Here is a 23691-nt window from a genome sequence, read left to right on the forward strand (position 1 = left end):
AAAAAAGCAGCAGCCCGATGATGGAGCTGCTGCTTTCGTATGATTATCTGCTTGTATAACCAGCATCAGCATGGATAGTTGTTCCTGTTACATAAGATGATTGGTCGGAAGCTAACCATAGGCTTGCTTGTGCGATTTCAGCCGGTTGGCCAAATCTTCCTAACAAGCTGAGCTGAGGAGCGAATTCTTCTTCTGTCTGCCCTGTTTCTTCCAAGGAGCCGCGCAGCATTGGTGTATCGATTGCACCTGGTGCAACTGTGTTGACACGGATATTTTTGTCGCCATTTTCTAATGCAGCAACCTTTGTCATTCCAACAACGCCATGCTTTGCAGCCACGTATGCAATATTGTTCGGCTGAGGACGGAATCCGCTCACAGAAGAAATGTTGATGATGCTGCCGCCTTCACCTTGTTTAATCATTTGCTGTAATTCATATTTCATGCAAAGAGCTGTTCCAGTCAAATCAACAGAGATTAATCTGTCCCAATATGCCTCATCAAATTCAGCCGCTGGAGCATTGTCTGGAGTTAATGCTGCGTTATTTACTGCAACATCAAGACGGCCGAATTTTTCTACTGTCTTTGCAACAAGGTTTTGGACTTGCTCTGATTTAGAAATATCAACCTTTACAAAGTAAGCTGTACCGCCAGCAGCTTCGATTTCAGCTACTGCTGCTTGTCCTTTTTCTTCATTAAAATCAGCTACTACCACTTTTGCCTTTGCTTCTGCAAATAGTTTTGCCGTTGCAAGACCCATGCCCATTGCAGCACCAGTTACTATGGCAACTTTTCCGTCTAGTACAGGAAATGTCATACTATATCAATCCTTTCGAGTTTTAGATTATATTTATCTGCAATTAAAGCTTAGATTATTTATGAAAGGGCTTCAATATGCAATAATAATGAATATGTACGAAAACATACAAATGATAATCATTTGTCTAGTAAAATTATTAAAGGAGTCCTTCCATTGTCTACTATTTATCCAGATAAACGGGTTAAAAGAACAGTTGAAAATTTCAAGGCAGCGTTGTTGGAATTAATGAAAAAGAAGCGTTTTCAAGATATTACCATCACTGAAATTGTTCATGCTGCAGATTATAATAGAGGCACCTTTTATGCACACTATAAATGTAAAGAAGAGCTATTAGATGAGATTATAGAGGACATGTTTGAGTTGATGGATGAAGCATATAAAAAGCCATATGAGCATTTATCTATCATTGATTTTCACAAGCTGTCTGCCAACGCTATTGTATTATTTGATCATTTTTTGGAGCATAAGGAGTTTTACAAGCTGATGCTGTCTCCTGAAACAAATTATTCCTTTAAGGAAAAAATGATTAACAGGCTAGATCAGCTTTTCAGGTCCGAATTTGAGTTCTTCACAGATGATGTAGATTCTGATATTGATATCAACCTTTTTTCTACTTATAGAATTCATGGGATAATCGGCATTCTGCTGCAGTGGATCGACAGTGATTTTCAGGAACAGTCCGATTATATGGGAAAACAGCTTATACATATATTAAGGTTTTCTACACCAACAGTGTCCGTAAAGAAATAAGACAGCACTTATCTTAAATAAAACTTAAAGTAAATTAAGTTTTATTAACTTTATTTAATATATAATCTATTTTAAAATAGTATTGTAGTACTAAATAGTTTATTAATTGTACAAAGGGATGGTATAAATCATGGAATTCAAACAAATCACAGTTGCAGGCAGCGGGGTTTTAGGAAGCCAAATCGCTTTCCAATCAGCTTTCCACGGTTTCAATGTAACAATTTATGATATTAATGATGAAGCACTGCAATCAGCGAAGGAAAAAATCAACATATTAAAAGGTCGTTATCAAAAGGATCTAAATGCCAGCCAAGAGCAGGTAGATGCAGCCTTTGGCCGTATTTCTTATTACAGTGACCTGGCAAAAGCAGCTGCTGATGCAGATTTACTAATTGAAGCAATACCAGAAATTGTGCCAATAAAAACAGAGTTTTATCAAAATCTTAGCAAAGTAGCACCAGAAAAAACTGTTTTTGCCACAAACTCATCGACATTATTGCCGAGCCAGTTTGCTGAAGCAACTGGGCGTCCAGAGAAGTTTTTGGCACTTCACTTTGCTAATGAGATTTGGATTAACAATACAGCGGAGATTATGAAGCATCCAGGTACAGACATGAAAGTGTTTGATCAAGTAGTCGATTTTGCAAAAGCAATTGGAATGGTGGCGCTGCCTCTACATAAGGAGCAGCCAGGATATATTTTGAATTCCTTGCTTGTGCCACTTTTAGACGCTGCTGAGCTGCTTTTGTCAAGAGAGGTTGCTGACGTTGAAACTATCGATAAAACATGGATGATTGCTACTGGCGCTCCAAAAGGACCTTTTGCAATCCTTGACGTTGTCGGCATCACTACATCTTACAATATTGTGAAAGCCAAAGCAGAAGCAACAGGAAATCCAGAATTCAAAAAGTTGGCAGAGCTCTTGAAAACAGAGTATGTTGACAAAGGTAAACTTGGGGTTGCAACAGGAGAAGGCTTCTATAAGTACCCAAATCCTCGATTTATGGACCCTGATTTCTTGGGAAATTAATATAATAGAAAGCCTTCCGAATTCGGAAGGCTTTTTTGCTATATTAAATCCTGCAACAGATGCTCTGTAAACTGATCAATCATTTCTGGGCATTTTTCATTTTTTCGTGTCACACGCCATAAATAATTAGAAAGGGTAAGATACTCATTGATAGAAATCGTTACCACCTCATCTTTTAGATGTGGCGGCAATGCTCGAATAATATAGTCATTTGTAATCGTGATCGCATTCCGTTGCAGCACCATTTGTAAAAGCACGTCCCCATTATTTGTTGTCAATGCAATCCTGTTCCTCAAGTTATCTGGAAACAAATCGTCGGCAATTTTCTTCAAATAAGGATCATTGTACAGGACAATTGATTCATTCATTTCGTTAATGATTTGGTCAAGAGAGATTTTATTGTTGAATCTCAAGATAGAGCTTTTATTCACGGCAAGCACCACTTCGACCCTTTTAATCGGTTCCCAATCTAAAGCCACATCATGATTGTTTGATCCAAGTGAAACAAATCCCATATCTGCATGGCCGTTTTTAACCTGTTCGAGCACTGCAGCTGTATCTTCCTCCATCACCTGGACATTAATATAAGGATAGTTTTCACGGAATTCGAGGGTATTATTAATGATTTGTGAGACTAGCCCGGGAATCGTGGCAATAACAATATTTCCGTACTGATTGTTTTTTGAAACAGCAATATCATATTTGAGCCTGTCGATTGTTTTCAAAACGGTAACAGCATGCTGGATAACTTTTTTGCCTTCAGCTGTTGGGGTTACACCTTTTCGTGAACGTGTAAACAGCAATACGTCTAATTCTGCCTCTAATTGCGTAATCGAGAGGCTGATTGCTGGGACTGTCATTAAATTCTTTTTAGCGGCATCAGTAAAGGAGCCTAGTTCTCCGACGTCCACTAAATATTGAAGCTGGGTTATATTCATGTTTGTCACCTTAAATATTTTTTAAGATTAGCTTTTGTTCCTTAAAGATATTTTATCAAATATTTTGAGAAGAGGGGTAAAATGATAGGTGAAAAACTTAAAGTAAGTTCCTAGTTGTGGAGAAAACCGCTGAGCTTTTCCTTGTCCGAAGTATCTAAGCCGTTTAATAATTCTTTTATCGGTAGATTACTTTCCTGCATTGCCGCGACAATTAATTGAGCTGTCATTGCAGCTCCTGCTTCATTAAAGTGGGTATTGTCTATAATACCTTCTGGATAGTTTTCAGATTGGCCAGGAGGTAGATGTAAAAAATAATCCTTTGATTTTTCTTCACCGGCAGCATTCAAAAACTCGCGAGTTATTTTATGAATATCCAGTACTGGCACCTTGTTTTGTTTGGCAAATTCAATCATTGCGTTTGGATAATCGCCAACTGAGTTCTCGGCAATCTTATTTCCAACAAAATTGCGTCTAGTAACAGATGTCAATAATAAGGGATGGGCATTTACACTTTGTGCAACCTGAACATATTTAAGTAGGTTTTGTTGATAATCTTCATAAGGATGTGTACCTCTTTCAGGATCTTCAAGTTTTTGATCATTATGGCCAAATTGAATAATCAGGTGATCTCCTGATTTAATGCTCTTTTCAATTGCTTCTAAATGACCTTCCTTAATGAATGATTTCGTACTTTTGCCATTAATCGCACGATTATCAAGTCTGACATTCTCCTTAACATAAGCTTGGAAGGCTTCACCCCAGCCTGTTTCTGGTCGCTTTTCCGGTACTTTAATCGCAGCTGTCGAATCTCCAGCTATGAAAATAGTTGCTTTTTTTCGCATTTATACCACCTCTTCTTATTATTTATCCAATTTTTTCAAATTAGGTATATGCACACGTTAACACTATTATGTATAATCATATTAGTACGATTGTTTTTGATAATTATGAATTATGAGTTAACGCTTACATATTATAATTTAAAGGTTTAAATGTCAATTACAATTAGAAAACTGGATTACTATAGACTAGTGGCATATGAAGAAAGCTAATTAGACCTCCTAATATGATGGAAATTAAGGTATTATAAAATGATAACGCTTACAAGTTGCGAGGAATTTTAATGAAGGAGTGATGGTATTGTTTAAAAAAACGCGAGTGTTTTACAGTCTTTTTATTCCGTTTTTCTTAGTAGGAGTCGGACTTGTTGCAGGGTTTAGTATTTTTATTTATAACTCTACCTACGAATCTGTTGAGGAAAGTTTTTTAACAGATAAGAAAAATTATACAAACCAAATCCTTCAGAACGTGGAACAGAAGGTAAGAACAATCGAATATGGATTTACGGCATACAGTTCCACTTCCAATTTTGAAAATATTTTTAATAATCCATTATCAGGAAAAGATTTCTCTGTTTATCGCGATATCAAAAAAGAAATGAGCTATATCGAAATGATGGGGATTGAAGGAAGTCACTATAGTTTGATTAGCTTAACAGAGCATTGGGGAATTATCGAAGGTTCTTTAAAAACTCTGCCGAAGGATGAAGTAACAACTTATCAAAAAGATTATGTATCTGATTCGAGCAGAAGTCTTTTTTGGAAACCAATCAAGAATGGTATTCAAATGGTTATGACTTTACCTATTTATCAAAGTGAAAAATTTGCGTTAGGAATAGCCAATATTCCCAAGTTAAGCATTGATAAGATCGTTGGTGATAATAAACAACTGGTGCAAATATATAATCAAAAGGAAGAGTTGATTTATTCACGTACAGGAAATGATAGGAAGTTGTCGGAGGAAAGCTCTAAAAAACTAACAGCAGCTGCAATGGAAAATGGACAAAGTTCGAGTGTAATAGATACTGAAGACGGCAAAAAATACGTTTTTACCCGCTCAGATTATAATCATTGGCTTTACATAGTAGAGATTAATGAGGGGGAAATAGGAAGTATCATCCATAATACGCGAATAGGGCTTTTGATTGCATCAGCAATTTTAGTTCTGCTTGTTGGCTTCATTTCTTTTCTGTTAGCTGAGTCCTTTTCACGTCCGATAAAAAGAATCCAAGACAAGCTAGACATTCAAAGGGTAAATCTTAAGCAAAATGAACTTTCCTTGTTAGCAGAATCTGTAGAAAGAGTAGTTGGACAAAAAGAGGTTCTGACAGCAAGTCTTACCATGCAAAAACCACAGTTAGAAACCTTATTTGTTTTGAGTTTATTTAGAAAACGCATAACAGAAAACGAGGTCATTCACCGTCTGGAGCAGTTTGGTTACCATTTCGATGAAAATAAGGTATTTTATACTGGGTTAATTCAAATAGACAGCATAGATGAACAGCTAATGGACGATAGAAACATATTTTTATTGGCTATTAATAATATTGTGGAAGAAATGATTCCGAAGACGGAACGATTAATTCCGATTGTTTTAAATGATGAGATGCAAGCAGTCATCTTTGTCCTTGATAAAGAGGACCAAGAAGCTGAGCGGCGGATTATGAAGTATTATGAAGAAATTCAAATAGCTGTAAAAAAATACTTGAATATTGTGATAAGCGCAGGTATAAGCCCTGTTTATGATACTTTAATAGAAAGTAAAAAGGCAGTGGACTTAGCTAAAGAATCACTTCATTATCGCGTGAATGTTGGTTCAGAATCGATTATATTCTATTATGATATCGCTTCGATTCTAAATGATGCGTCCATTTCAAAATTTCCTGTCGAGTTACAGAATGAGTTAATGAATGCGATCCGGTCGGGGGACGAAGAAGTTGTCATTGCGATGGTTGGAGTATTAGTGGACGAAATTTTTCGCTTAAATAAAAACCCGATAAGCTTAGGAGTTACCTTAATAAGAGTCATAAATGAGTTAGTCCAGTTAGGCCAGCTGTTAGGTGCAGAATCAAAAATCTTTGAAAATATAAAAAAGATGTATCAAGCAGCGATAACAGTCTATCATCCGGAAAAAATTAAGCAAATGCTAATCATTGATTTAATAAAGCCAGTAATCATTAGCACGCAAGATAAAACAGAGCGTGGCTTTAAATCTCTGTCAGAAAAAATGGTCTATATTATCCAAACGGAATTTGATGAGGAGATATCTCTTGATATAATTGCTGACCGCTTGCATTATAATCCTAACTATTTAAGCAATGTCTTTAAAAAAGAATATGGGCAGACCTTCGTGGATTATTTAATGAATTATCGTTTACAAATGGCTCAAACCTGGTTAAAAGACACAGATTTAGCGATAAAAGATATCGCAGAGCGTTTGAAATATCGGAACCCGCAAAATTTTATCCGTTTTTTTAAAAAGAAATTGGGCATAACGCCAGGGGACTACCGAAAAGAATATCGGCATTCCTAAAGAATACAATAGAAAAAGCTTCTGCTGCGCTTCCAGAAGCTTTTTCTTGTTAGACATTACCCTTTGACAGATCCAACCAAGGCACCTTTTACTAAGTACTTCTGTACAAATGGATAAGCAATAAGCATTGGAACCGTTGCAATTACAATGACAGCCATTTTAATTGTTTGAGCAGGAGGAACCACATCTACAGAGGAACCCTCGGCTTGCATACCGCTAGATACAATAACTATCTGGCGTAATAATACTTGAATCGGCCATTTAGAGGAATCATTGATGTATAAGATTGCTGTCATATACGTATTCCAATAGGTCACTGCATAAAAGAGGGAAATAGTTGCAATGGATGGCAAGGCAAGAGGCAGCATGATTTTTAAGAATACACCAAAATCGGTGCAGCCATCCATTTTCGCAGATTCTTCCAAACTATCGGGAAGGGCTTGGAAGAAATTCCTCATTATAATAAGGTTAAAAGCATTAATGGCGACTGGCAGAATTAAAGACCAATAAGAATCAATCAATCCGACTGATTTAACAACTAAGAAGGTTGGTATCATTCCTCCGCTGAACAGCATCGAGAACACAACAATGAAATTAACGAAATTTCTTCCGAATAAATATTTCCGGGATAGACCATATGCCATTAAAGCAGTAAGAACCATACTCACCAAGGTTCCAATACCAGTAACCCCAATCGAAACGGCTAAAGATTTAAATAGAGTTGGAGTTGATAAAATATACCGATAAGCATCGAGAGAGAAGGTACGAGGAAATAAGATAAACTTTCTCGCTACCACTTCCTGTGTGGATGCAAACGAACTGGCAATCACATTGACAAATGGGAGGAAACAAATGAGTGCGATAATAATTAATATCGTTCCATTAATTATGGAAAAAGCCCGGCCTCCTTTAGTCATTTTTTTCTTTTTTGTTTTCATCATATAAATCCTCCTTCATTTACAGTTTAAAGATAAGCCTACCTTATCATTCAAAATAATATTACGTATATAATCACTATCCTACATTGATAAAAAAGAATGAAGAAAACGCTTTCTATGTGTTCGTGAAGAGAAAAAACAGGATAATCATTTCAGGGAAAGAAGGATAATCAAAATCAAATATTATCGTTACAAACGTTGATAAAACAAAGTTTGTAAGCGTAATCATAAAATGATTATGTACGTAATTATTTAGATTCAGTAAGCTTAAACCAGAAAGATATTTCACAATTAAAGGAGGAGTAAAATGGGAGGTGCTGTGAACCCAAATCATACTTTGCCAACCTTGTCTGTTAAGCAGGAAAAAGTAATGCGGAGGCAAAAGATCCTGGCAGGGATAAAAACGAATAAGCTCCTATATTTGATGATTTTCCCTGGAGTGCTTTATTTTTTAATATTTAAATACTTACCGATGGCGGGACTTATCATCGCATTTCAGGATTATCAACCATACTTAGGAATTCTGGAAAGTCCGTGGGTGGGTCTTAAACATTTTATCCGATTATTTACGGAACCTACTTTCTTCATGTTATTGAATAATACGTTAATTTTGTTTGCCTTAAATATTGTAATCTTCTTTCCATTACCGATTATCCTGTCACTCATGCTAAATGAAGTGAAAAACAAATATTTCAAATCAGGAATCCAAACCTTGATTTATATTCCGCACTTTATGTCTTGGGTAATCATTGTATCCATCACTTATGTTTTCTTAAATGTAGATGGTGGGGTTATTAATGAATTATTAGCAACCATGGGATTTGAGAAAATCAGCTTTTTAACGTCCCCCGATTGGACACGAACGGTTTATATTAGTCAAATAATATGGAAGGAATTAGGATGGTCAACGATTATTTATCTAGCTGCTATTACTGCTGTTGATACACAATTATATGAAGCTGCTGAAATGGACGGTGCTGGTGTTTTAAGAAAAACCTGGCATGTTACGCTACCAGCGATTCGTCCTGTTATAATTACGCTCCTAATCTTAAAAATCGGAAGTACCTTAGATTTAGGCTTTGAGCATATGTATCTTTTACTTAATTCATTAAACAGAAGTGTTGCTGAAATATTCGACACCTATATTTATACAGCTGGGCTGAAGAATGGGCAGCTAAGCTTTAGTACAGCAGTAGGTTTATTTAAAGGTATTGTTGGATTGATATTAGTTATTTTAGCTAACAAACTAGCTAAAAAATTTGGAGAAGATGGCGTGTACTAATAATTCCAGAAAGAGGGGACTACGATGCTCAAATCGGTAGAAAAAATAAATTCCATTTTTACCAGCATCCTAAATTTAGTTTATGTAAATATATTGTGGGTTTTATTTACTTTATTAGGATTAGGTGTGTTTGGGATCGGCCCTTCTACTTACGCCTTAGTTAGTATATGCCGGCAATGGATTCGCGGAAACAGCGTCCCTGTTTTTAAGACCTATTGGCAGTATTATAAAGAAAACTTTAAGGAATCGGTTATCATTAGTTGGATTTATCTTTTTGTTGGCTTTGTTTTAGTTGTCGACTTATTGACCGTGACCAATTGGTACTTAAGAGTGGCATTATTGATTGTAGGCTGCATCTATTTGTTATCTCTCGTATATATCTTTCCAATTATGGCCCATTATAATTGGAATGGAATATTCTTGAAAATAAAGATGTCCTTTCTATTTGGCATAGCCTGTCTGCAATATTCGCTGATCTTTTTTCTAGTGGCAGGTGTACTTTATTGGGCAGCGATCACTTTTTTTCCAGGCGTTTTAACCTTTTTTGGAGTAAGTTTCCTCTTCTTCCTAATCACTTGGACTGCCAATCAAGTGTTTACCAGAATGGAAATCGAAGATGCTAAAGAAGCAAATATAAATGAAAAGGAGAATTGTAATGAAAAAACCAATGGTATCAAAGTTAGCTAGCGTTAGTCTTGCAAGCATGCTGCTGCTTGCAGGATGCAGTGGGGCAAAAACTAGCAATAATTCAGCAGATGGTGAAAAGGATAATGGCAAAGCAGAGATCACCTGGCTGAATATTCTCCATACCGCTTCACCTCCAACAGATACTATATTAAATGAACTTGAAAAGAAAACGGATACAGAAATTAAATTCTCGTGGATTCCCGATGCTTCAAAAGAGGAACGTATAAATACTGCATTAGCTTCAGACTCTTTGGCAGATATTGTTACATTAACGATTTTAGAAAATTCTTCAGTCAGAAACGCACTGAAATCTGGTATGTTCTGGAATATTGAAGAGTATCTAGATGAATTCCCTAACTTAAAAGCCATTCCCGAAGATATGCTAAAATCAGCTTCTACAGAGGGGAAGCTTTATGGTGTACCATTCCAAAAAGACTTAGCAAGAAATGGTGTGGTTCTTCGTAAAGATTGGTTAGATAACTTAGGTCTTGAGGTTCCTAAAACAACAGAAGAATTAATGGAGGTTGCAAAAGCATTTACAGAGAACGACCCAGATGGCAACGGTAAAGATGATACAACTGGTTTCATGGACCGCAGTGATTTAGTGTATGGCGTATTCAAAACAGTAAGTTCTTATTTTGGAACACCAAACACTTGGGAAGTGGACTCCAAAGGCGACTTTGTAGCAGAGTTTGAAACAGACGGATACATTGAAACAATGGATTATATGAAAAAGTTATATGAAAATGGCTGGATAAATAAAGATTTTGCTGTAACAGCGAAGACTGACCAGCAGCAAAACTTTGCTCAAGGAAAAGGAGGTATTTATGTTGGTGCCTTATTTGACGCGAAAAATCTCGAAACCATGGCAGCAGGAATCCAGGATAATATGGAACTTGCTCTAGTTAACGATATGACATCAGCGTCTAATTCTGATAGAGCGATTTGGTCTGGAGGTAATGGGATTGGCGGATTATTAGCATTTCCACGTTCAGAAGTTAAGGATGAAAAGGAATTGAAAAAGCTATTAAAATTTGTTAATGATTTAATAGAAGAAGATAACTATACATTAATGACATATGGAATTGAAGGTACCCATTATAAGCTTAACGATGATGGTGCCTATGAAATTATTAATCAGGATTTATGGCAGCAGGAAGTTCAGCCATTTGCATCTTCGCGACCTAATGAAACCGGTTACAACTTGAAGGATCCTAACCCAATCAAGGCCGAAGCTGATGAAAAAATAGCTGAAAACGCAGAATACGCCCTGATGAATCCTGCAGTTCCATTAGAATCTCCAACTTTTACAACTCAAGGTTCTGAATTACAAAAGATTATTACGGACGCTACCTATCAATATATCTTAGGTGAAATCTCCCTAGCTGACTTTAAGCAAGCAGTTAAGAATTGGAATGAACAAGGAGGAAAAACAATCAAAGAAGAATATAAGGAAGCATATAAAGCTACAAATTAATGGTTTTCTCCATTGAATGGTGAATTAAAAAGTTAACTTCTGAAAGAAAAGGAGTAGAACATGAAAATGAACTGGTCTGTTAAAACAGCGAACTCCATTATGGAAAGACTGCCCCGCTTATATGAAGACAGAGGCAACAATGGAAAATGGTCCTATGATTATGGAGTTATATTAAAAGGCTTTGAAAAAGTGTGGAGGCAAACGGGAGAACAGAAGTATTTCAACTTTATTAAGGACAATATAGATTATTTTGTACAGGAAGATGGTTCCATAAGAGGCTATCACTTAGAGGAATATAATATTGATCACATTAACAATGGAAAGCTTCTATTTGTGCTATATAGGGAAACCGGGGAAGAGAAGTATAAAAAAGCTTGTGAACTATTGCGGAGACAGTTAGAAGAACATCCGCGCACATCTGAAGGTGTATTCTGGCATAAACAAATTTATCCATACCAAATTTGGCTGGACGGATTGTATATGGGCTCTCCTTTCTATGCAGAGTATCAGACAACTTTCGCTAATGGGGAAGGTTTAGAGGATATCATTCGGCAGTTTAAGCTAAGCTATGAGCATTTACTAGATCGAGAGACAGGGCTTTTGTATCATGCATGGGATGAACAAAAAGTGCAGCCATGGGCCGATCAAAGAACAGGATTGTCAGCAAATTTCTGGGGCCGTTCGATAGGGTGGTATTTGTTAGCAGTAGTCGATACGCTGGAAATACTTCCGGAAAAAACGTTAGGCCGTGATTATCTTGTCCGAATTTTAGAGAACACACTGCAAGCACTAGTAAACTACCAAGATGAGAAGAGCGGTGTTTGGTATCAGGTAACAGATAAAGGAAATGAAAAAGGAAATTACTTAGAAGCGTCATGCAGCAGTATGTATGTGTGTGCGATAGCAAAAGGTATCCGTTTAGGAGTTTTGAATCGAAAAGCATGGGAAGCACAATTAAAGAAATCTCATCAAGGCTTATTAGAGGAATTTGTTCTGTTAACGAAGGAAGGCTGGGTGAATCTAAATAAAACTTGCCAAGTTGCAGGACTAGGCGGTGCTGATAAAAGGGATGGCTCGTATGCCTATTATATTAGTGAACCGATTATTTGTAACGACCAAAAAGGGTTGGGAGCTTTTCTGCAGGCTTTAGCTGAATTTGAAGAAGTAATAAAAGAGGTGTAGCCATGACAACTTATACGATAAAAGGGATTGAAGTACTAAAGGATGGTGAATTATGTACCACATCTATCCAAACAGCGATTGATGAAGCCTATGAAAATGGCGGTGGTACGATAAATATTCCTGCAGGTGAATACTTAACCGGAGCGTTATTTTTAAAAGACAATATTGAATTGAACTTGTCGAGAGGTGCTGTATTGAAATTTTCCAACAAGCAGCATCATTACCCTGTGGTAACATCTCGTTGGGAAGGTGTCAAAAGAGAGGTTTATGCATCTTGTTTGTATGCTGAAAATGCAAAAAACATTTCTGTAACTGGATTTGGAACGATTGATGGAAATGGAATGGAGTGGTGGGACATATTCCGAAATCAACGGGAGAAGCTCGCCTATCCACGTCCCAAGCTAATTAGTTTTGATGGATGTGAAAATATCACCATTAAAGATGTGACACTAATTAACTCACCAAGCTGGACGGTTAATCCAATCCGTTGCAACAATGTGACCATTGATAATGTGTCGATCTTTAATCCATCAGACTCACCGAATACAGATGGAATTGATCCGGAATCTTGCTCCAATGTAAGAATCAGCAATTGCCACATTGATGTAGGAGATGACTGTATCGCCATTAAATCCGGAACAGAAGATACAGCAGAACGTGTTCCTTGCGAGAATATCACGATTTCAAACTGTACGATGATTCATGGGCATGGAGCTGTTGTATTGGGCAGTGAAATGAGCGGTGATATCCGCAATGTGACCATTAGTAACTGTGTTTTTCAAGATACAGATCGAGGGATTCGCCTAAAATCACGCCGGGGACGCGGCGGTGTAGTAGAGGACATTCGCGTTGATAATATTGTGATGGACAGAGTAATGTGTCCATTTATATTAAACTTGTATTATTTCTGTGGTCCCCGCGGAAAAGATAAATATGTATGGGATAAAAATCCTTACCCAATAACAGAGGAGACTCCGATGTTTAGACGGATCCATTTCTCCCATATTACAGCTCGCAATGTCCATGCAGCAGCAGGCTTTATTTATGGGTTAGCGGAACAGTATGTGTCAGAACTCAGCTTTAATCATATCGATATCTCCATGGCTGAAAATGCTATTCCAGGGAAACCGGCAATGATGGCTGGAATTGAGGATATGAATAATCGCGGTTTTTATGTTGGCTATGCCAAAGATGTCTTGTTTAATCGCGTGTCAGTTGAGAACCATGAAGGCCCAGCCTTCCATATTGAATATTCAGAGGATATTGAGGTAACTCATTGTAAGTCCAAGAATACTAAAGCGGAAGAAGAACTTCTTAAAGAAGTGGAGGTCAAGTGAAAGACAAACAGCTAAGGAAATTATTTGAACTTTTAGGAGAACGCTCAAAACCAGAAGCCTTATCTGCAGAGATAGTTAGGTTGGAGGAACGAAACGGATATATATTGGAAAGTTTAATGCTGGGATTAAATGGCTTCGAAAAGGTGCCAGCCTATTTTGCCAAACCGCAGAACGCAGACGGCGCACTACCAACAATTATCTTTAATCACTCCCATGGCGGGAATTTTGATCAAGGGAAAGAAGAACTCCTAACTAGCAGTATGTATTTACAAAATCCCTCCTTTGTAGAAGAGATTACAGGGCTTGGCTTTGCTGTTTGCTGCATTGATATGTGGGGATTTAATGAGCGAAAAGGGAGACAGGAAAGTGAACTTGTTAAAGAGATGCTCTTAAATGGCCAGACATTGTGGGGGATGCGTTTATACGATAACTTGACACTGCTTGATTATTTAGAAACCCGGCCGGATGTAGATTCTAGCAGACTAGCAACCATCGGTATGTCTATGGGCGGTTTGATGAGCTGGTGGTTAGCTGCACTTGATGACCGTATTAAAGTGTCTGTTGACATAGCTGGTCAGGTTCATATCGAGACACTGATTCAAAAACGCGGTTTGGATCATCACGGTTTCTACTATTATGTGCCTCGGTTTTTAAAGTATTTTTCCACTTTGGGAGTTCAAGAGCTGATAGCGCCAAGGCCGCGCTTAAGCCTGGCAGGCAGGGATGACAGAATGTGTCCAATAGAAGGTGCCAAATATTTAAACGAACAACTGCAGAAAACATATACAAACCAACACGTTCCTCAAAACTTTGAAGGCTTTATGCTTACAGGAGGGCATCAAGAAACAAGGGAGATGAGGGCATTATGGAAAAAGTTCTTAAAGAAACATCTTTAAAGAGGTTAATTGTTGGCAGAAATGAATTTTGTGATTTTTCCAGTATTCAATCTGCATTAGATTATTGGCAGGATGAACAAGGACCATTTGAGCTAACGGTTTTGAGTGGAGACTATTATGAAAACATCCTTCTGTATCAATCAGACATTTCCATAATTGGTGTTGGAACGGTAAGAATTATTGGCAATCGGTTTGCCTTACAAAAAAATGAGCAGCAGCAGGAAATAGGAACCTTTCAAACAGCCACTTTTTTTATCAATGGATCTAATATAGCAATCGAAAATATTGACATGATTAATAATGCAGGACCAGGAGAGAAGGTGGGGCAGGCGGTAGCTCTCTATAATGAAGGAACTAATGTTATGTTCAAGAGTTGTTCTTTTAAAGGTTATCAGGACACGATTTGTCTCGGGCCATTGCCGCCCCTGCAAAAGAACGGACAATTATTCTCCACTCCTGAAATCAAAACATCTTTAGATGAGCACAGCTGTCATTTTAGCGATTGTTATATCGAGGGTACAGTCGATTTTATCTTTGGCGGTGGTGCAGCGGTATTTCAAAGCTGTGAAATTAAATCACTAAGAAGGCCGAATAACGCCGAAGGCTTTATAACGGCAGCCTCCACTCCTGAAGGCAAGAAGGGGTTCCATTTTGAACACTGTTATTTAACAGGGGAAGAAGACGTTGCAAATGTGTTTTTAGGAAGACCGTGGCGTTCGTTTGCAAAAACTACTTTTGCCAATTGTCGTATCGGCGCACATATTCATCCAACGAGATGGGATGATTGGGATAATCATCACAACCGAAAAACGGTTATGTTTAAAGAATATAAAAATATCTATTATTCTAAAAAAGAGTTAGTCATGTTGGATTGGATTAATTTTATGGAATAGAAAGGGTTTGAAGAATGAAGCGAAAATGGGAAGTAATCATTGGCTTGGCAGGTGTTATTCTTTGTGTCATTCTTTTGGGCGGTTTTTCCTTAACCATTACGACCATGGAGGAAAAAACTTTTGCAGACACAGTCTTTCCAATTCTGCAGGAGGATGTTTCAACGAACTATCTGTCTGAGAGTTTCACAGCAGTGAAAGCACTGGCTGTATGGTTTGGCGTTACCGTATTGATTGTGCTTAGTTTAACTTTACCAGCGACAGTATGCATCTGGAAAAACAGGTATCCTAAGTGGGCAGCTTTTCTTTATTTGGCAGCCGGTCTGACAACTTTAATTGGAACCCAATTTATTGCTTTCCCATTAGCTTTTCTCTTTTTTATAGCTGCAAGCTTATGTTTATTTAGAAAAATAAAGAATGGAGAAGGAGCAGATTATGTATCGATCAAAAGTCAAAAATCCAATATTGCCCGGGTTTAATCCAGACCCTAATGTCCTGAAGGTCGAGGATACTTATTATATTGCTGTTTCTTCATTTGAATGGCTGCCGGGAGTACGTATCTATCAATCAAAGGATTTAGTCAATTGGGAGCATAAGACAGATATTTTAACCTATCAAGTCGATTTACGGGGAAACCCCCAAAACGGAAGTATCTGGGCTCCGCAAATTAGTTATGATAAGGGATTATTTTATCTCCTCTATACAGATGTGAAAAGTACGAAGCGGCCATTTAAAGATTCTCACAATTATTTAATTACTGCCCCAAGTATTGAAGGGCCTTGGTCGAAGCCAGTATATTTAAACAGCAGCGGTTTTGATCCATCCTTATACCATGATGCAGATGGACGGAAGTGGTTGTTAAATGAAATTTGGGATTATCGCATGACAACCGGAAATAAATCAGCAGGAATTGTGATGCAAGAATATGATAGTGAGAATCAAGCATTAATAGGACCTGTTTATAAAATTTTTGATGGCACAGAATTGGCTAAAACAGAAGCGCCTCATCTTTACCATCATGGTGATTATTACTATTTAATTACCGCAGAAGGGGGTACAGGGTCAGGCCATGCTGTGACAGTATGCAGATCGAAGGAAATTACAGGTCCATATGAGGTGGATCCTCATTATCCGATGCTGACAGCAAGGGATAAACCAGACTCCCCCTTGCAGTGTTCAGGTCATGGCAGCATCGTTCAAACGCCAACAGGAGAATGGTATATGATCTATTTATGTACGCGGCCCCTGCAAGGAAATGCCGCTATATTGGGACGCGAAACTGCCATCCAGGAGGTTTATTGGACAAAAGACGGCTGGCTGCGATTAGCAGACGGCGGCAATGGTCCGTTGTTAGAAACAGAAATCGTTACTCTAAATGAAGTAGAACAAAGAAAAAATACCGATTTTAAAGATGATTTTAACGGTAATCTCGATAAAGAATGGAATACACTGCGGATTTTGGCAGATGAAACATGGTGCGATGTAAAGAGCCGTAATGGGTATTTACGAATGTCCTCTGGTGACTCGATTCAATCCTTATTTGAGCATCATATACTCGCCGTCCGCCAAAAGGATTTTCATTTTAGCGCTGAAACAAAGTTAGACTACACTCCAAAAACATATAACCAAATGGCAGGTTTACTCTTGTATCTCAACGATACTAATTATTTGTATGCCTACTTAACATTTGATGAAACACACGGCCTCGTCATTCGCTTAATGAAATGCGCAGATGGCGAATTTACTTTAAATCCAGTGATTGTAAAGCTTGAACAAGGAGAGGTAGAGCTTAAGGTGGAAGTGAATGGACCTGTTGCTAATTTTTATTATCGTATGGAACATATCTCTGCTTGGCAGGAAATCGGAGCAGCCCAAGATGTGATGTTCCTATCTGGAGGATTTACCGGGAACTTTGTCGGGATTGCTGTCCATGATATGGACCGAAAAGCGAGCTCTTATGCAGATTTTGCTTACTTTGAGTATGTTGTATTGGATAGCTAATAGTTTTAGAGGAGTAAGAGAGAAGTGATTGCACTAGCAAATTACTTCTCTTTTTTGTATTCACAATGTTTATTATTCTGCCTGATGGATATCTTTTTATATAGAAGTAGTAAATATTACTAGGCTTAATTTAATGGAGGAGAATAATGAAAAAGAAAGTTACCATTATTGGCGGTGCTGGGACAATTGGGTCGATTTTATATCAAGGTCTGCGCAGCAAATACAAGATTGTCATACTTGATAAAAAGGCACCTGAACATGCAGTTGATTTCGTAGAGGTAAATGCAACAGATTACGAATCGCTCCTTCACAGCATTCCCAAAGATTCAGATGCATTGATTAATTTACTAACGATTAAATCTCATAATGACTTAAAGAATGTAGATGAGTTTAATGATATGACGAAAATTCACTTTATGGCTTCGTTTTATGTTATGCATGCTGCAATTACGTTAGGAATTCCTAAGGTAGTCTATGCGAGCAGCAATCATACGACAGATTATTATGAGAAAGATGGTTTTTCAAGGTTAGGAAGGGAAATTACAACAGCGGATTATCCTTACTCGAATGGACTATACGGCGTTCTAAAGCTTGCTTCCGAAAATATTGGCCATATTCTTACACATCAGCCTGAAAATAATCTTTCGGTAATTAATTTACGAATTGGAAGTGTACATCCAGACGAAATTCAAGCTGTAGAAGAAAATGATCGTTTGCACAGAACCTTGCTAACCCATGAAGATGCGGTCCAGCTTTTTGACTTGGCCCTTGAGTCAACAGTAAGATATGGTACCTACTATGGTGTTTCAGAAAATCCTCATAAACCATGGTCAACAGAAAACGCATGGAAACAGCTTGGATTTCTTTCACAGTCCAATGCAGCAGATATTTTAAAAAGAAACTAAGACTATTTTTCATGCAGAAAATGTTAACGTTAACATAATTCTGCTTTATAAGGAGTGAAGTGCTAAACGAATAGGTTGATTTATCATTTTTTGAATAGCGCATGACAATAAAATAACATCCCTTGAATCATATGACGATACAAGGGATGGCTGTTTCCTTTTTATGCAGAAATATTAGTATTGCTTTGTTTCTTATAAGCTTTAACTTTGTTTACAGCATAAATGATAGATATTACCCACACTACAATAATGGCAGCATATATATATGGATAGGCAGCTTCATTAGTAATCCATGAAGTCAAGAGTGTGCGAGCATTTACCAATATGATAAATCCACCAACCAGAACACCCATCAGCTGGGCATGCAGCTTGCGGACAAGCCATGCTGCGATTGGTGCGGCGATTATGCCGCCGATCATCAAGGCACCTACCCACAGCCAGTTAACCTGTTCCCAGCCTAAGGAAATGAAAAATCCTAATGTTGCAGATACTGCAATGGCGAACTCACTTGTATCAACAGTTCCAACCACTTTACGCGGGCTGATTCCCTTCTTTGATAGCAAAACTGGTGTTGCTATCGGACCCCAGCCGCCGCCGCCTGTCGCATCTGCAAACCCAGCGATTAGTCCTAGCGGAATGGATTGCTTGCGGCTTAGTGATAAGCTCTTTTTTTCTTCAGAGGGACGGAAGTTAAATAAGAAACGTACTAACACATATAGTCCTAGTAATAATAGGAACAAGGAGATATAAGGTTTTGCTAAGTCACCTGGCAGATTGCTTAAAAAAGTTGCCCCTAAGAAAGCCCCGATTGAGCCTGGAATAATCAAACGATAGACTGTTTGCTTATCGACATTGCCAAACTTAATATGCGATGCCCCAGAAGCAGCTGTAGTGACGACTTCCGCTAAGTGAACAGATGCAGAAGCAACAGCAGGTGCGATTCCGAAAGTAAGCAAGAGCGACGACGATGTAACTCCGTAAGCCATTCCTAATGATCCATCAATCAATTGTGCCAACAGGCCAATAAATGCAAAAATAATCAATTTTTTCATGTTCAATACCCCTTAATATTATTGAAAGTATAAAAAAAGGGCGTAATCCTATATATGCAGTAATTGCAATAAAGGGTTACGCCTTCGGTGTTCCGATCAGCTTGCCGAATTTTTAATTTTCTAAATTAAGATGATTATAAAACACACAATTCCTACCTGTCAACTTATATTTAAAATATTATATCCATATTAACTTCATTATTTATCCTTCGTACAAATGACATTTCACAGTCCGTTCCGTTTGTACCTGTATATTTTTCGGTACTTCTGTTTTGCAGCGATCGAAGGCGACTGGGCATCTAGTGTGAAATACACAGCCTGACGGCGGATTAAGAGGGGAGGGGATCTCTCCCTTTATCACCATTTTTTCTCGTTTGCTCTCTGGATTTAACAGTGGGACTGCTGAAATTAATGATTTAGTATATGGGTGCAATGGGTCTGTAAATAATTCCTCTGTAGGAGCTTGTTCGACAAGGTTGCCTAAGTACATAACTCCAACTTTATCTGCGATATGTCTGACAACACTAAGATCATGAGAGATAAATAAATAGGACAAGTTCAGCTCTTTTTGCAGGCTTTTTAACAGATTAACAATTTGTGCCTGGATAGAAACATCTAAGGCGGAAACTGGCTCATCACAAATGATTAACTTTGGCTCAAGGACTAGCGACCGGGCAATACCAATACGCTGTCTTTGGCCGCCGGAGAATTCATGTGGATACCGACTGTAATGTTCTTCACTAAATCCCACCTTTTTTAATATCTCTAATGCTAGGTTCTTTCGTTCCTGCTTTGCTCCTATCTTATGAATCGCCAGTGATTCCTCAATAGAATAGCCGACTTTTTTTCGTGGATCCAATGAGGTGTGAGGATCCTGAAAAATCATTTGCAGCTCTTTGCGCACATATTTTAAAGCGGATTTTTTCAGCTTGAAAATATCTTTATTCCGATAAAGCACCTCGCCATTTGTCGGCTCGACAAGCTTTAAGAGCGTTCTTCCTGCAGTGCTTTTTCCACAGCCTGACTCACCTACTAATCCGAACGTTTCACCCTCGTAAATGTCAAAAGAAAGGTCTTCGACTGCTTTAATAAAGGCTTTTGTTTTTCCTAACGAAGTTCTCACAGGATAATATTTCTGCAAATTTTTCACTTGAAGGATCGGTTTTCCTCTGTTTAAGGTTTGCTCAGTCTGCATACAGTGTGTCTCCTTTCTTTACCTCATCATAATGCCAGCAGCGGACACGGTGGTTTTTTGCGACTGTTTCTAAAAGAGGCATTTTACTTTCGCATCTGCTTGTTGCATACTTGCATCGCGGTGCGAACCGGCAGCCTTTTGGAATTTGAAACAGGGAAGGAACAGTGCCCGCAATGCTGTGTAAATAATCAACTCGTTCACCCTCAATTTGAGGCACAGACTTCATTAAACCAATTGTATAAGGATGAAAGGGCTGTTTGAAAAGAGTCTGCACATCTGTTTCTTCAATTACCTGCCCTAAATACATCACAGCGACTTTTGTACACATATTGGCAATCACACCAAAGTCGTGGGTTATGAGGATAATCCCCATATTCAGCTGTTTCTGAAAAGAAGTAATTAATTCGAGAATTTGTGCCTGAATAGTTACATCCAATGCAGTTGTCGGCTCATCAGCAATCAACAGCTTAGGCTGGCATGATAACGCCATGGCAATCATAACCCGCTGCCGCATCCCGCCGGAAAGTTCATGAGGGTATTCCTTTGCCCTTTGTTCAGGGGAAGGGATTCCAGTGAGCTTCAGCAGTTCGACAGCTTTTTGGTATGCCTCTTTTTTTGTGGCAGATTGATGAATCCGAATTGATTCTGCGATTTGCTTGCCGATAGGCATTACAGGATTCAGTGAGGACATGGGATCTTGAAATATCATCGCAATATCATTGCCGCGCAGCTTCTCCATCTTTTTCTTGTCATACTCCAAAAGGTTTTCCCCGTTAAACATAATCTTTCCATTATAAAAGGTGCTGTCTTCATCGAGCAGCTGGAGTATGGCTTCTGCTGTCACGCTTTTTCCGCAGCCGGATTCCCCGACAACACCTAATATTTCACCTTCCTCCAGTTCGAATGAAACACCGTCAATAGCCGAGACCTCTCCTTGATGTGTGGCAAAGTCCACTTGCAAGTCCTCGATTTTAAGCAATGGCAGCACCTGGCTCATTTTCTTTTCCTCCTCCTCACAGTTTGTTTGCTTTTTGGATCAAGATGATCTCGTAAGCCATCACCGAACAGGTTGAGTCCAAGCACGATTAGTATGATGAACAGGCCGGGAAATACGGTCATCCACCAAGCATTGTATATAGCAAGCTTCCCATCATAAAGCATATTGCCGAGGCTTGGCAGGGGAGCAGGAATACCAGCACCAAGAAAGCTGAGTGATGCTTCCGTTAAAATAGTGACAGCAAAGACAAATGTCACTTGTACAATGAGCGGAGCAAGGATATTTGGAGCAATATGCAAAAAGAGAATTCGCAATGAACTCGCTCCTTGTGCTTGTAATGCCTCAATAAAAACCTTTTCCTTCACAACTAAGGCAGCGGCCCTGACAATCCTTGCTATAGAAGGGATGAAGACAAGAACAAGGGCGATGATAACATTAATTGATTTTGGTCCAAGGGCAGACATAATCGCAATCGCCAGCAGAATAGACGGAAAAGCAAACAACCCGTCACATATCCGCATAAAAATATGATCGAGCAGCTTGTAATAGGAAGCTAGCAGCCCGACAGTCAGACCAATACCAGAAGCGATTAAGGTTACAGTTACTCCAATCATTAAGGAGATTCGAACACCGTACATCGTCCTGCTGAACACATCTCTTCCAAAATTATCGGTCCCAAACCAATGGGCATTAGACGGTGCAGCTAAACGGTTTTTTGGGTCGATTTCTAAAATCTCGTACGGAGAAACAAAAGAGGCGAACACTCCTATTAGAGTAGTTATAGTTAGCAGAATACTTCCCGTAAGCAGCAATCTGTTGGAAAAAAACCGGCTCTTTTTTTTGACTGTTTTTCTGCTGGTTAATGGCTTATTAACTAGTACTTTCGTGCTTTCTGACATGTTTTTCTCCTTTCTTAGACTTGATAAGAATTCCGAACCCGTGGATCAATTACGGCATATAACAAATCAACGAGCAGGTTCATCAGTACATAGACAACTGTTATCATCAACACAGCTCCTTGTATGACTGCATAATCACGGCGATTAATGGACGAGACAATCAGCTGGCCAAGACCGGGAATATTAAATAGTGATTCGGTAACAGCAGCTCCAGTGACAAGCCCTGCGAAGGATTCGCCAATCACAGTTAAAATCGGGAGAAAGGCGACCCTCAGAGTATGCTTTAACAAAATGGCCTTTTCACTGACACCTTTCGCCTTTGCTGTCTTGATGAAATTTTCCGATAAAGTATCAAGAAGGGAGGACCTTGTCATTCTCGTAATAAGTGCGGCTTGAATCGTTCCAAGAGTTATCGAAGGCAAAATAAGATACTTTAGATGCTCCCAGATTCCTTGACTTAAAGGAGCATAGCCTGATACTGGCAGGATTTTCAGCTGAACCGCAAAAATCATAATCAGAAATGAGCCTAATAGAAAGCTAGGTATCGAAATTCCGATTAAACTAGTTCCGGAAATCAAATCATCTTTAACCCGTCCTTGGTTTTTAGCTGCAGTTATCCCAAATAAAAGGGCGATGCTGACACCGATAAGTTGGGAAAGAACAGCGAGAGAAAGCGTCGGACCGGCATTTTCCAAAAATGCTGTAAGAACTGGCTTTCCGAGAAAATAAGAAGTGCCAAGATCACCTTGTGCGATATTAGTGAGCCAAATGAAAAATTGAGCCAACAACGGTTTATCAAGACCGAGTTTTTGATTAAGTTCTGCTATTTGCTCAGGAGTTGCACCTTCTCCTAAAATAATCATGGCAGGGTTACCTGGCGTTATATGGATGATTAGAAAAACAACGACAGCAACGACTAACAGTACGGGAATGAGTGACAAAAGCCGTCTTATAATATATCCGCCCATGAAATCTTCCTTTCAAAATTGATAATTAAAATGGAAGAAGCAAGACAGGAGTAAGTAAGCACAAGTCTTGCTTCTTAA

At 38.5% G+C, this 23691-nt stretch carries 22 protein-coding genes; 13 read left to right on the forward strand and 9 right to left on the reverse strand.

The window, feature by feature from the left end; genetic code table 11:
* Positions 1-43 precede the first annotated feature (43 nt).
* Positions 44-814 carry an SDR family NAD(P)-dependent oxidoreductase gene (locus ACLIJJ_RS17550; RefSeq protein WP_233314864.1) on the reverse strand — a complete coding sequence of 257 codons (771 nt, stop codon included), beginning with the start codon at positions 812-814 and terminating at the stop codon, positions 44-46.
* A 156-nt stretch (positions 815-970) separates the two neighbouring features.
* On the opposite strand from ACLIJJ_RS17550, the gene ACLIJJ_RS17555 reads away from it, so the two are divergent.
* Together ACLIJJ_RS17555 and ACLIJJ_RS17560 are read left to right on the forward strand one after the other, a co-directional pair.
* Positions 971-1567, forward strand: coding sequence for a TetR/AcrR family transcriptional regulator (locus ACLIJJ_RS17555; protein ID WP_411411398.1), 597 nt, complete (start codon positions 971-973; stop codon positions 1565-1567).
* A gap of 130 nt (positions 1568-1697) precedes the next feature.
* Entirely contained in the window at positions 1698-2597 is a 900-nt protein-coding gene (locus tag ACLIJJ_RS17560; protein WP_233314866.1) for a 3-hydroxyacyl-CoA dehydrogenase, read from the forward strand.
* Positions 2598-2635: 38 nt separating this feature from the next.
* Here the strand turns inward: ACLIJJ_RS17560 and ACLIJJ_RS17565 are convergent, their stop codons facing one another.
* Together ACLIJJ_RS17565 and ACLIJJ_RS17570 are read right to left on the reverse strand one after the other, a co-directional pair.
* Positions 2636-3535: a LysR family transcriptional regulator gene (locus tag ACLIJJ_RS17565; protein ID WP_233314867.1), complete on the reverse strand. Its 900-nt coding sequence runs from the start codon at positions 3533-3535 to the stop codon at positions 2636-2638.
* 110 nt (positions 3536-3645) lie between these two features.
* Entirely contained in the window at positions 3646-4377 is a 732-nt protein-coding gene (locus ACLIJJ_RS17570) for a rhamnogalacturonan acetylesterase (protein ID WP_411411399.1), read from the reverse strand.
* Positions 4378-4675: 298 nt separating this feature from the next.
* On the opposite strand from ACLIJJ_RS17570, the gene ACLIJJ_RS17575 reads away from it, so the two are divergent.
* A complete protein-coding gene (locus ACLIJJ_RS17575; RefSeq protein ID WP_233314869.1) occupies positions 4676-6907 on the forward strand; it encodes a helix-turn-helix transcriptional regulator in 2232 nt (743 codons plus the stop codon).
* A 56-nt stretch (positions 6908-6963) separates the two neighbouring features.
* Here the strand turns inward: ACLIJJ_RS17575 and ACLIJJ_RS17580 are convergent, their stop codons facing one another.
* Positions 6964-7848, reverse strand: coding sequence for a carbohydrate ABC transporter permease (locus tag ACLIJJ_RS17580; protein WP_233314870.1), 885 nt, complete (start codon positions 7846-7848; stop codon positions 6964-6966).
* A gap of 367 nt (positions 7849-8215) precedes the next feature.
* Between ACLIJJ_RS17580 and ACLIJJ_RS17585 the strand changes: the two genes are divergently transcribed.
* The 10 genes from ACLIJJ_RS17585 to ACLIJJ_RS17630 all read left to right on the forward strand — a co-directional run bounded on the left by ACLIJJ_RS17585 (position 8216) and on the right by ACLIJJ_RS17630 (position 18502).
* A complete protein-coding gene (locus ACLIJJ_RS17585; RefSeq protein WP_282581473.1) occupies positions 8216-9127 on the forward strand; it encodes an ABC transporter permease in 912 nt (303 codons plus the stop codon).
* Positions 9128-9151: 24 nt separating this feature from the next.
* Positions 9152-9814, forward strand: a complete 663-nt coding sequence (locus tag ACLIJJ_RS17590; RefSeq protein WP_233314872.1) for a YesL family protein — start codon at positions 9152-9154, stop codon at positions 9812-9814.
* Positions 9765-11291 (forward strand): extracellular solute-binding protein, encoded by a 1527-nt coding sequence (locus tag ACLIJJ_RS17595; RefSeq protein ID WP_237943188.1) that lies wholly within the window; start codon positions 9765-9767, stop codon positions 11289-11291. The genes ACLIJJ_RS17590 and ACLIJJ_RS17595 overlap by 50 nt, the downstream gene beginning before the upstream one ends.
* Before the next feature lie 60 nt (positions 11292-11351).
* Positions 11352-12473, forward strand: coding sequence for a glycoside hydrolase family 88/105 protein (locus ACLIJJ_RS17600; RefSeq protein ID WP_233314874.1), 1122 nt, complete (start codon positions 11352-11354; stop codon positions 12471-12473).
* Positions 12474-12475: 2 nt separating this feature from the next.
* Positions 12476-13810, forward strand: a complete 1335-nt coding sequence (locus ACLIJJ_RS17605; RefSeq protein WP_341079677.1) for a glycoside hydrolase family 28 protein — start codon at positions 12476-12478, stop codon at positions 13808-13810.
* The gene (locus tag ACLIJJ_RS17610; RefSeq protein ID WP_411411400.1) at positions 13807-14706 is read left to right on the forward strand and encodes a dienelactone hydrolase family protein; all 900 of its coding nucleotides are present in this window, start codon (positions 13807-13809) and stop codon (positions 14704-14706) included. Before ACLIJJ_RS17605 ends, ACLIJJ_RS17610 begins: the two co-directional genes overlap by 4 nt.
* Positions 14676-15599, forward strand: coding sequence for a pectinesterase family protein (locus tag ACLIJJ_RS17615; RefSeq protein WP_251646736.1), 924 nt, complete (start codon positions 14676-14678; stop codon positions 15597-15599). The genes ACLIJJ_RS17610 and ACLIJJ_RS17615 overlap by 31 nt, the downstream gene beginning before the upstream one ends.
* Positions 15600-15613: 14 nt before the next feature.
* Positions 15614-16075, forward strand: a complete 462-nt coding sequence (locus ACLIJJ_RS17620; RefSeq protein WP_237943180.1) for a hypothetical protein — start codon at positions 15614-15616, stop codon at positions 16073-16075.
* Positions 16032-17597, forward strand: coding sequence for a glycoside hydrolase family 43 protein (locus tag ACLIJJ_RS17625; RefSeq protein ID WP_237943177.1), 1566 nt, complete (start codon positions 16032-16034; stop codon positions 17595-17597). The genes ACLIJJ_RS17620 and ACLIJJ_RS17625 overlap by 44 nt, the downstream gene beginning before the upstream one ends.
* Positions 17598-17743: 146 nt before the next feature.
* Positions 17744-18502 carry an NAD-dependent epimerase/dehydratase family protein gene (locus ACLIJJ_RS17630; protein WP_411229622.1) on the forward strand — a complete coding sequence of 253 codons (759 nt, stop codon included), beginning with the start codon at positions 17744-17746 and terminating at the stop codon, positions 18500-18502.
* 161 nt (positions 18503-18663) lie between these two features.
* Here ACLIJJ_RS17630 and ACLIJJ_RS17635 read toward each other — a convergent pair whose 3' ends face one another.
* From ACLIJJ_RS17635 to ACLIJJ_RS17655, 5 genes are all read right to left on the reverse strand, one after another.
* A complete protein-coding gene (locus tag ACLIJJ_RS17635; RefSeq protein WP_233314881.1) occupies positions 18664-19554 on the reverse strand; it encodes a sulfite exporter TauE/SafE family protein in 891 nt (296 codons plus the stop codon).
* Positions 19555-19756: 202 nt separating this feature from the next.
* Positions 19757-20749, reverse strand: coding sequence for an ABC transporter ATP-binding protein (locus ACLIJJ_RS17640; protein WP_251646732.1), 993 nt, complete (start codon positions 20747-20749; stop codon positions 19757-19759).
* Entirely contained in the window at positions 20739-21746 is a 1008-nt protein-coding gene (locus ACLIJJ_RS17645; RefSeq protein ID WP_237943171.1) for an ABC transporter ATP-binding protein, read from the reverse strand. The genes ACLIJJ_RS17640 and ACLIJJ_RS17645 overlap by 11 nt, the downstream gene beginning before the upstream one ends.
* The gene (locus tag ACLIJJ_RS17650; RefSeq protein ID WP_233314884.1) at positions 21743-22645 is read right to left on the reverse strand and encodes an ABC transporter permease; all 903 of its coding nucleotides are present in this window, start codon (positions 22643-22645) and stop codon (positions 21743-21745) included. Before ACLIJJ_RS17650 ends, ACLIJJ_RS17645 begins: the two co-directional genes overlap by 4 nt.
* A gap of 14 nt (positions 22646-22659) precedes the next feature.
* A complete protein-coding gene (locus tag ACLIJJ_RS17655; RefSeq protein WP_233314885.1) occupies positions 22660-23613 on the reverse strand; it encodes an ABC transporter permease in 954 nt (317 codons plus the stop codon).
* Between the last annotated feature and the right edge of the window lie 78 nt (positions 23614-23691).

Source organism: Niallia laureatilytica (assembly GCF_046613985.1).
Classification (GTDB): Bacteria; Bacillota; Bacilli; order Bacillales; family Cytobacillaceae; genus Niallia.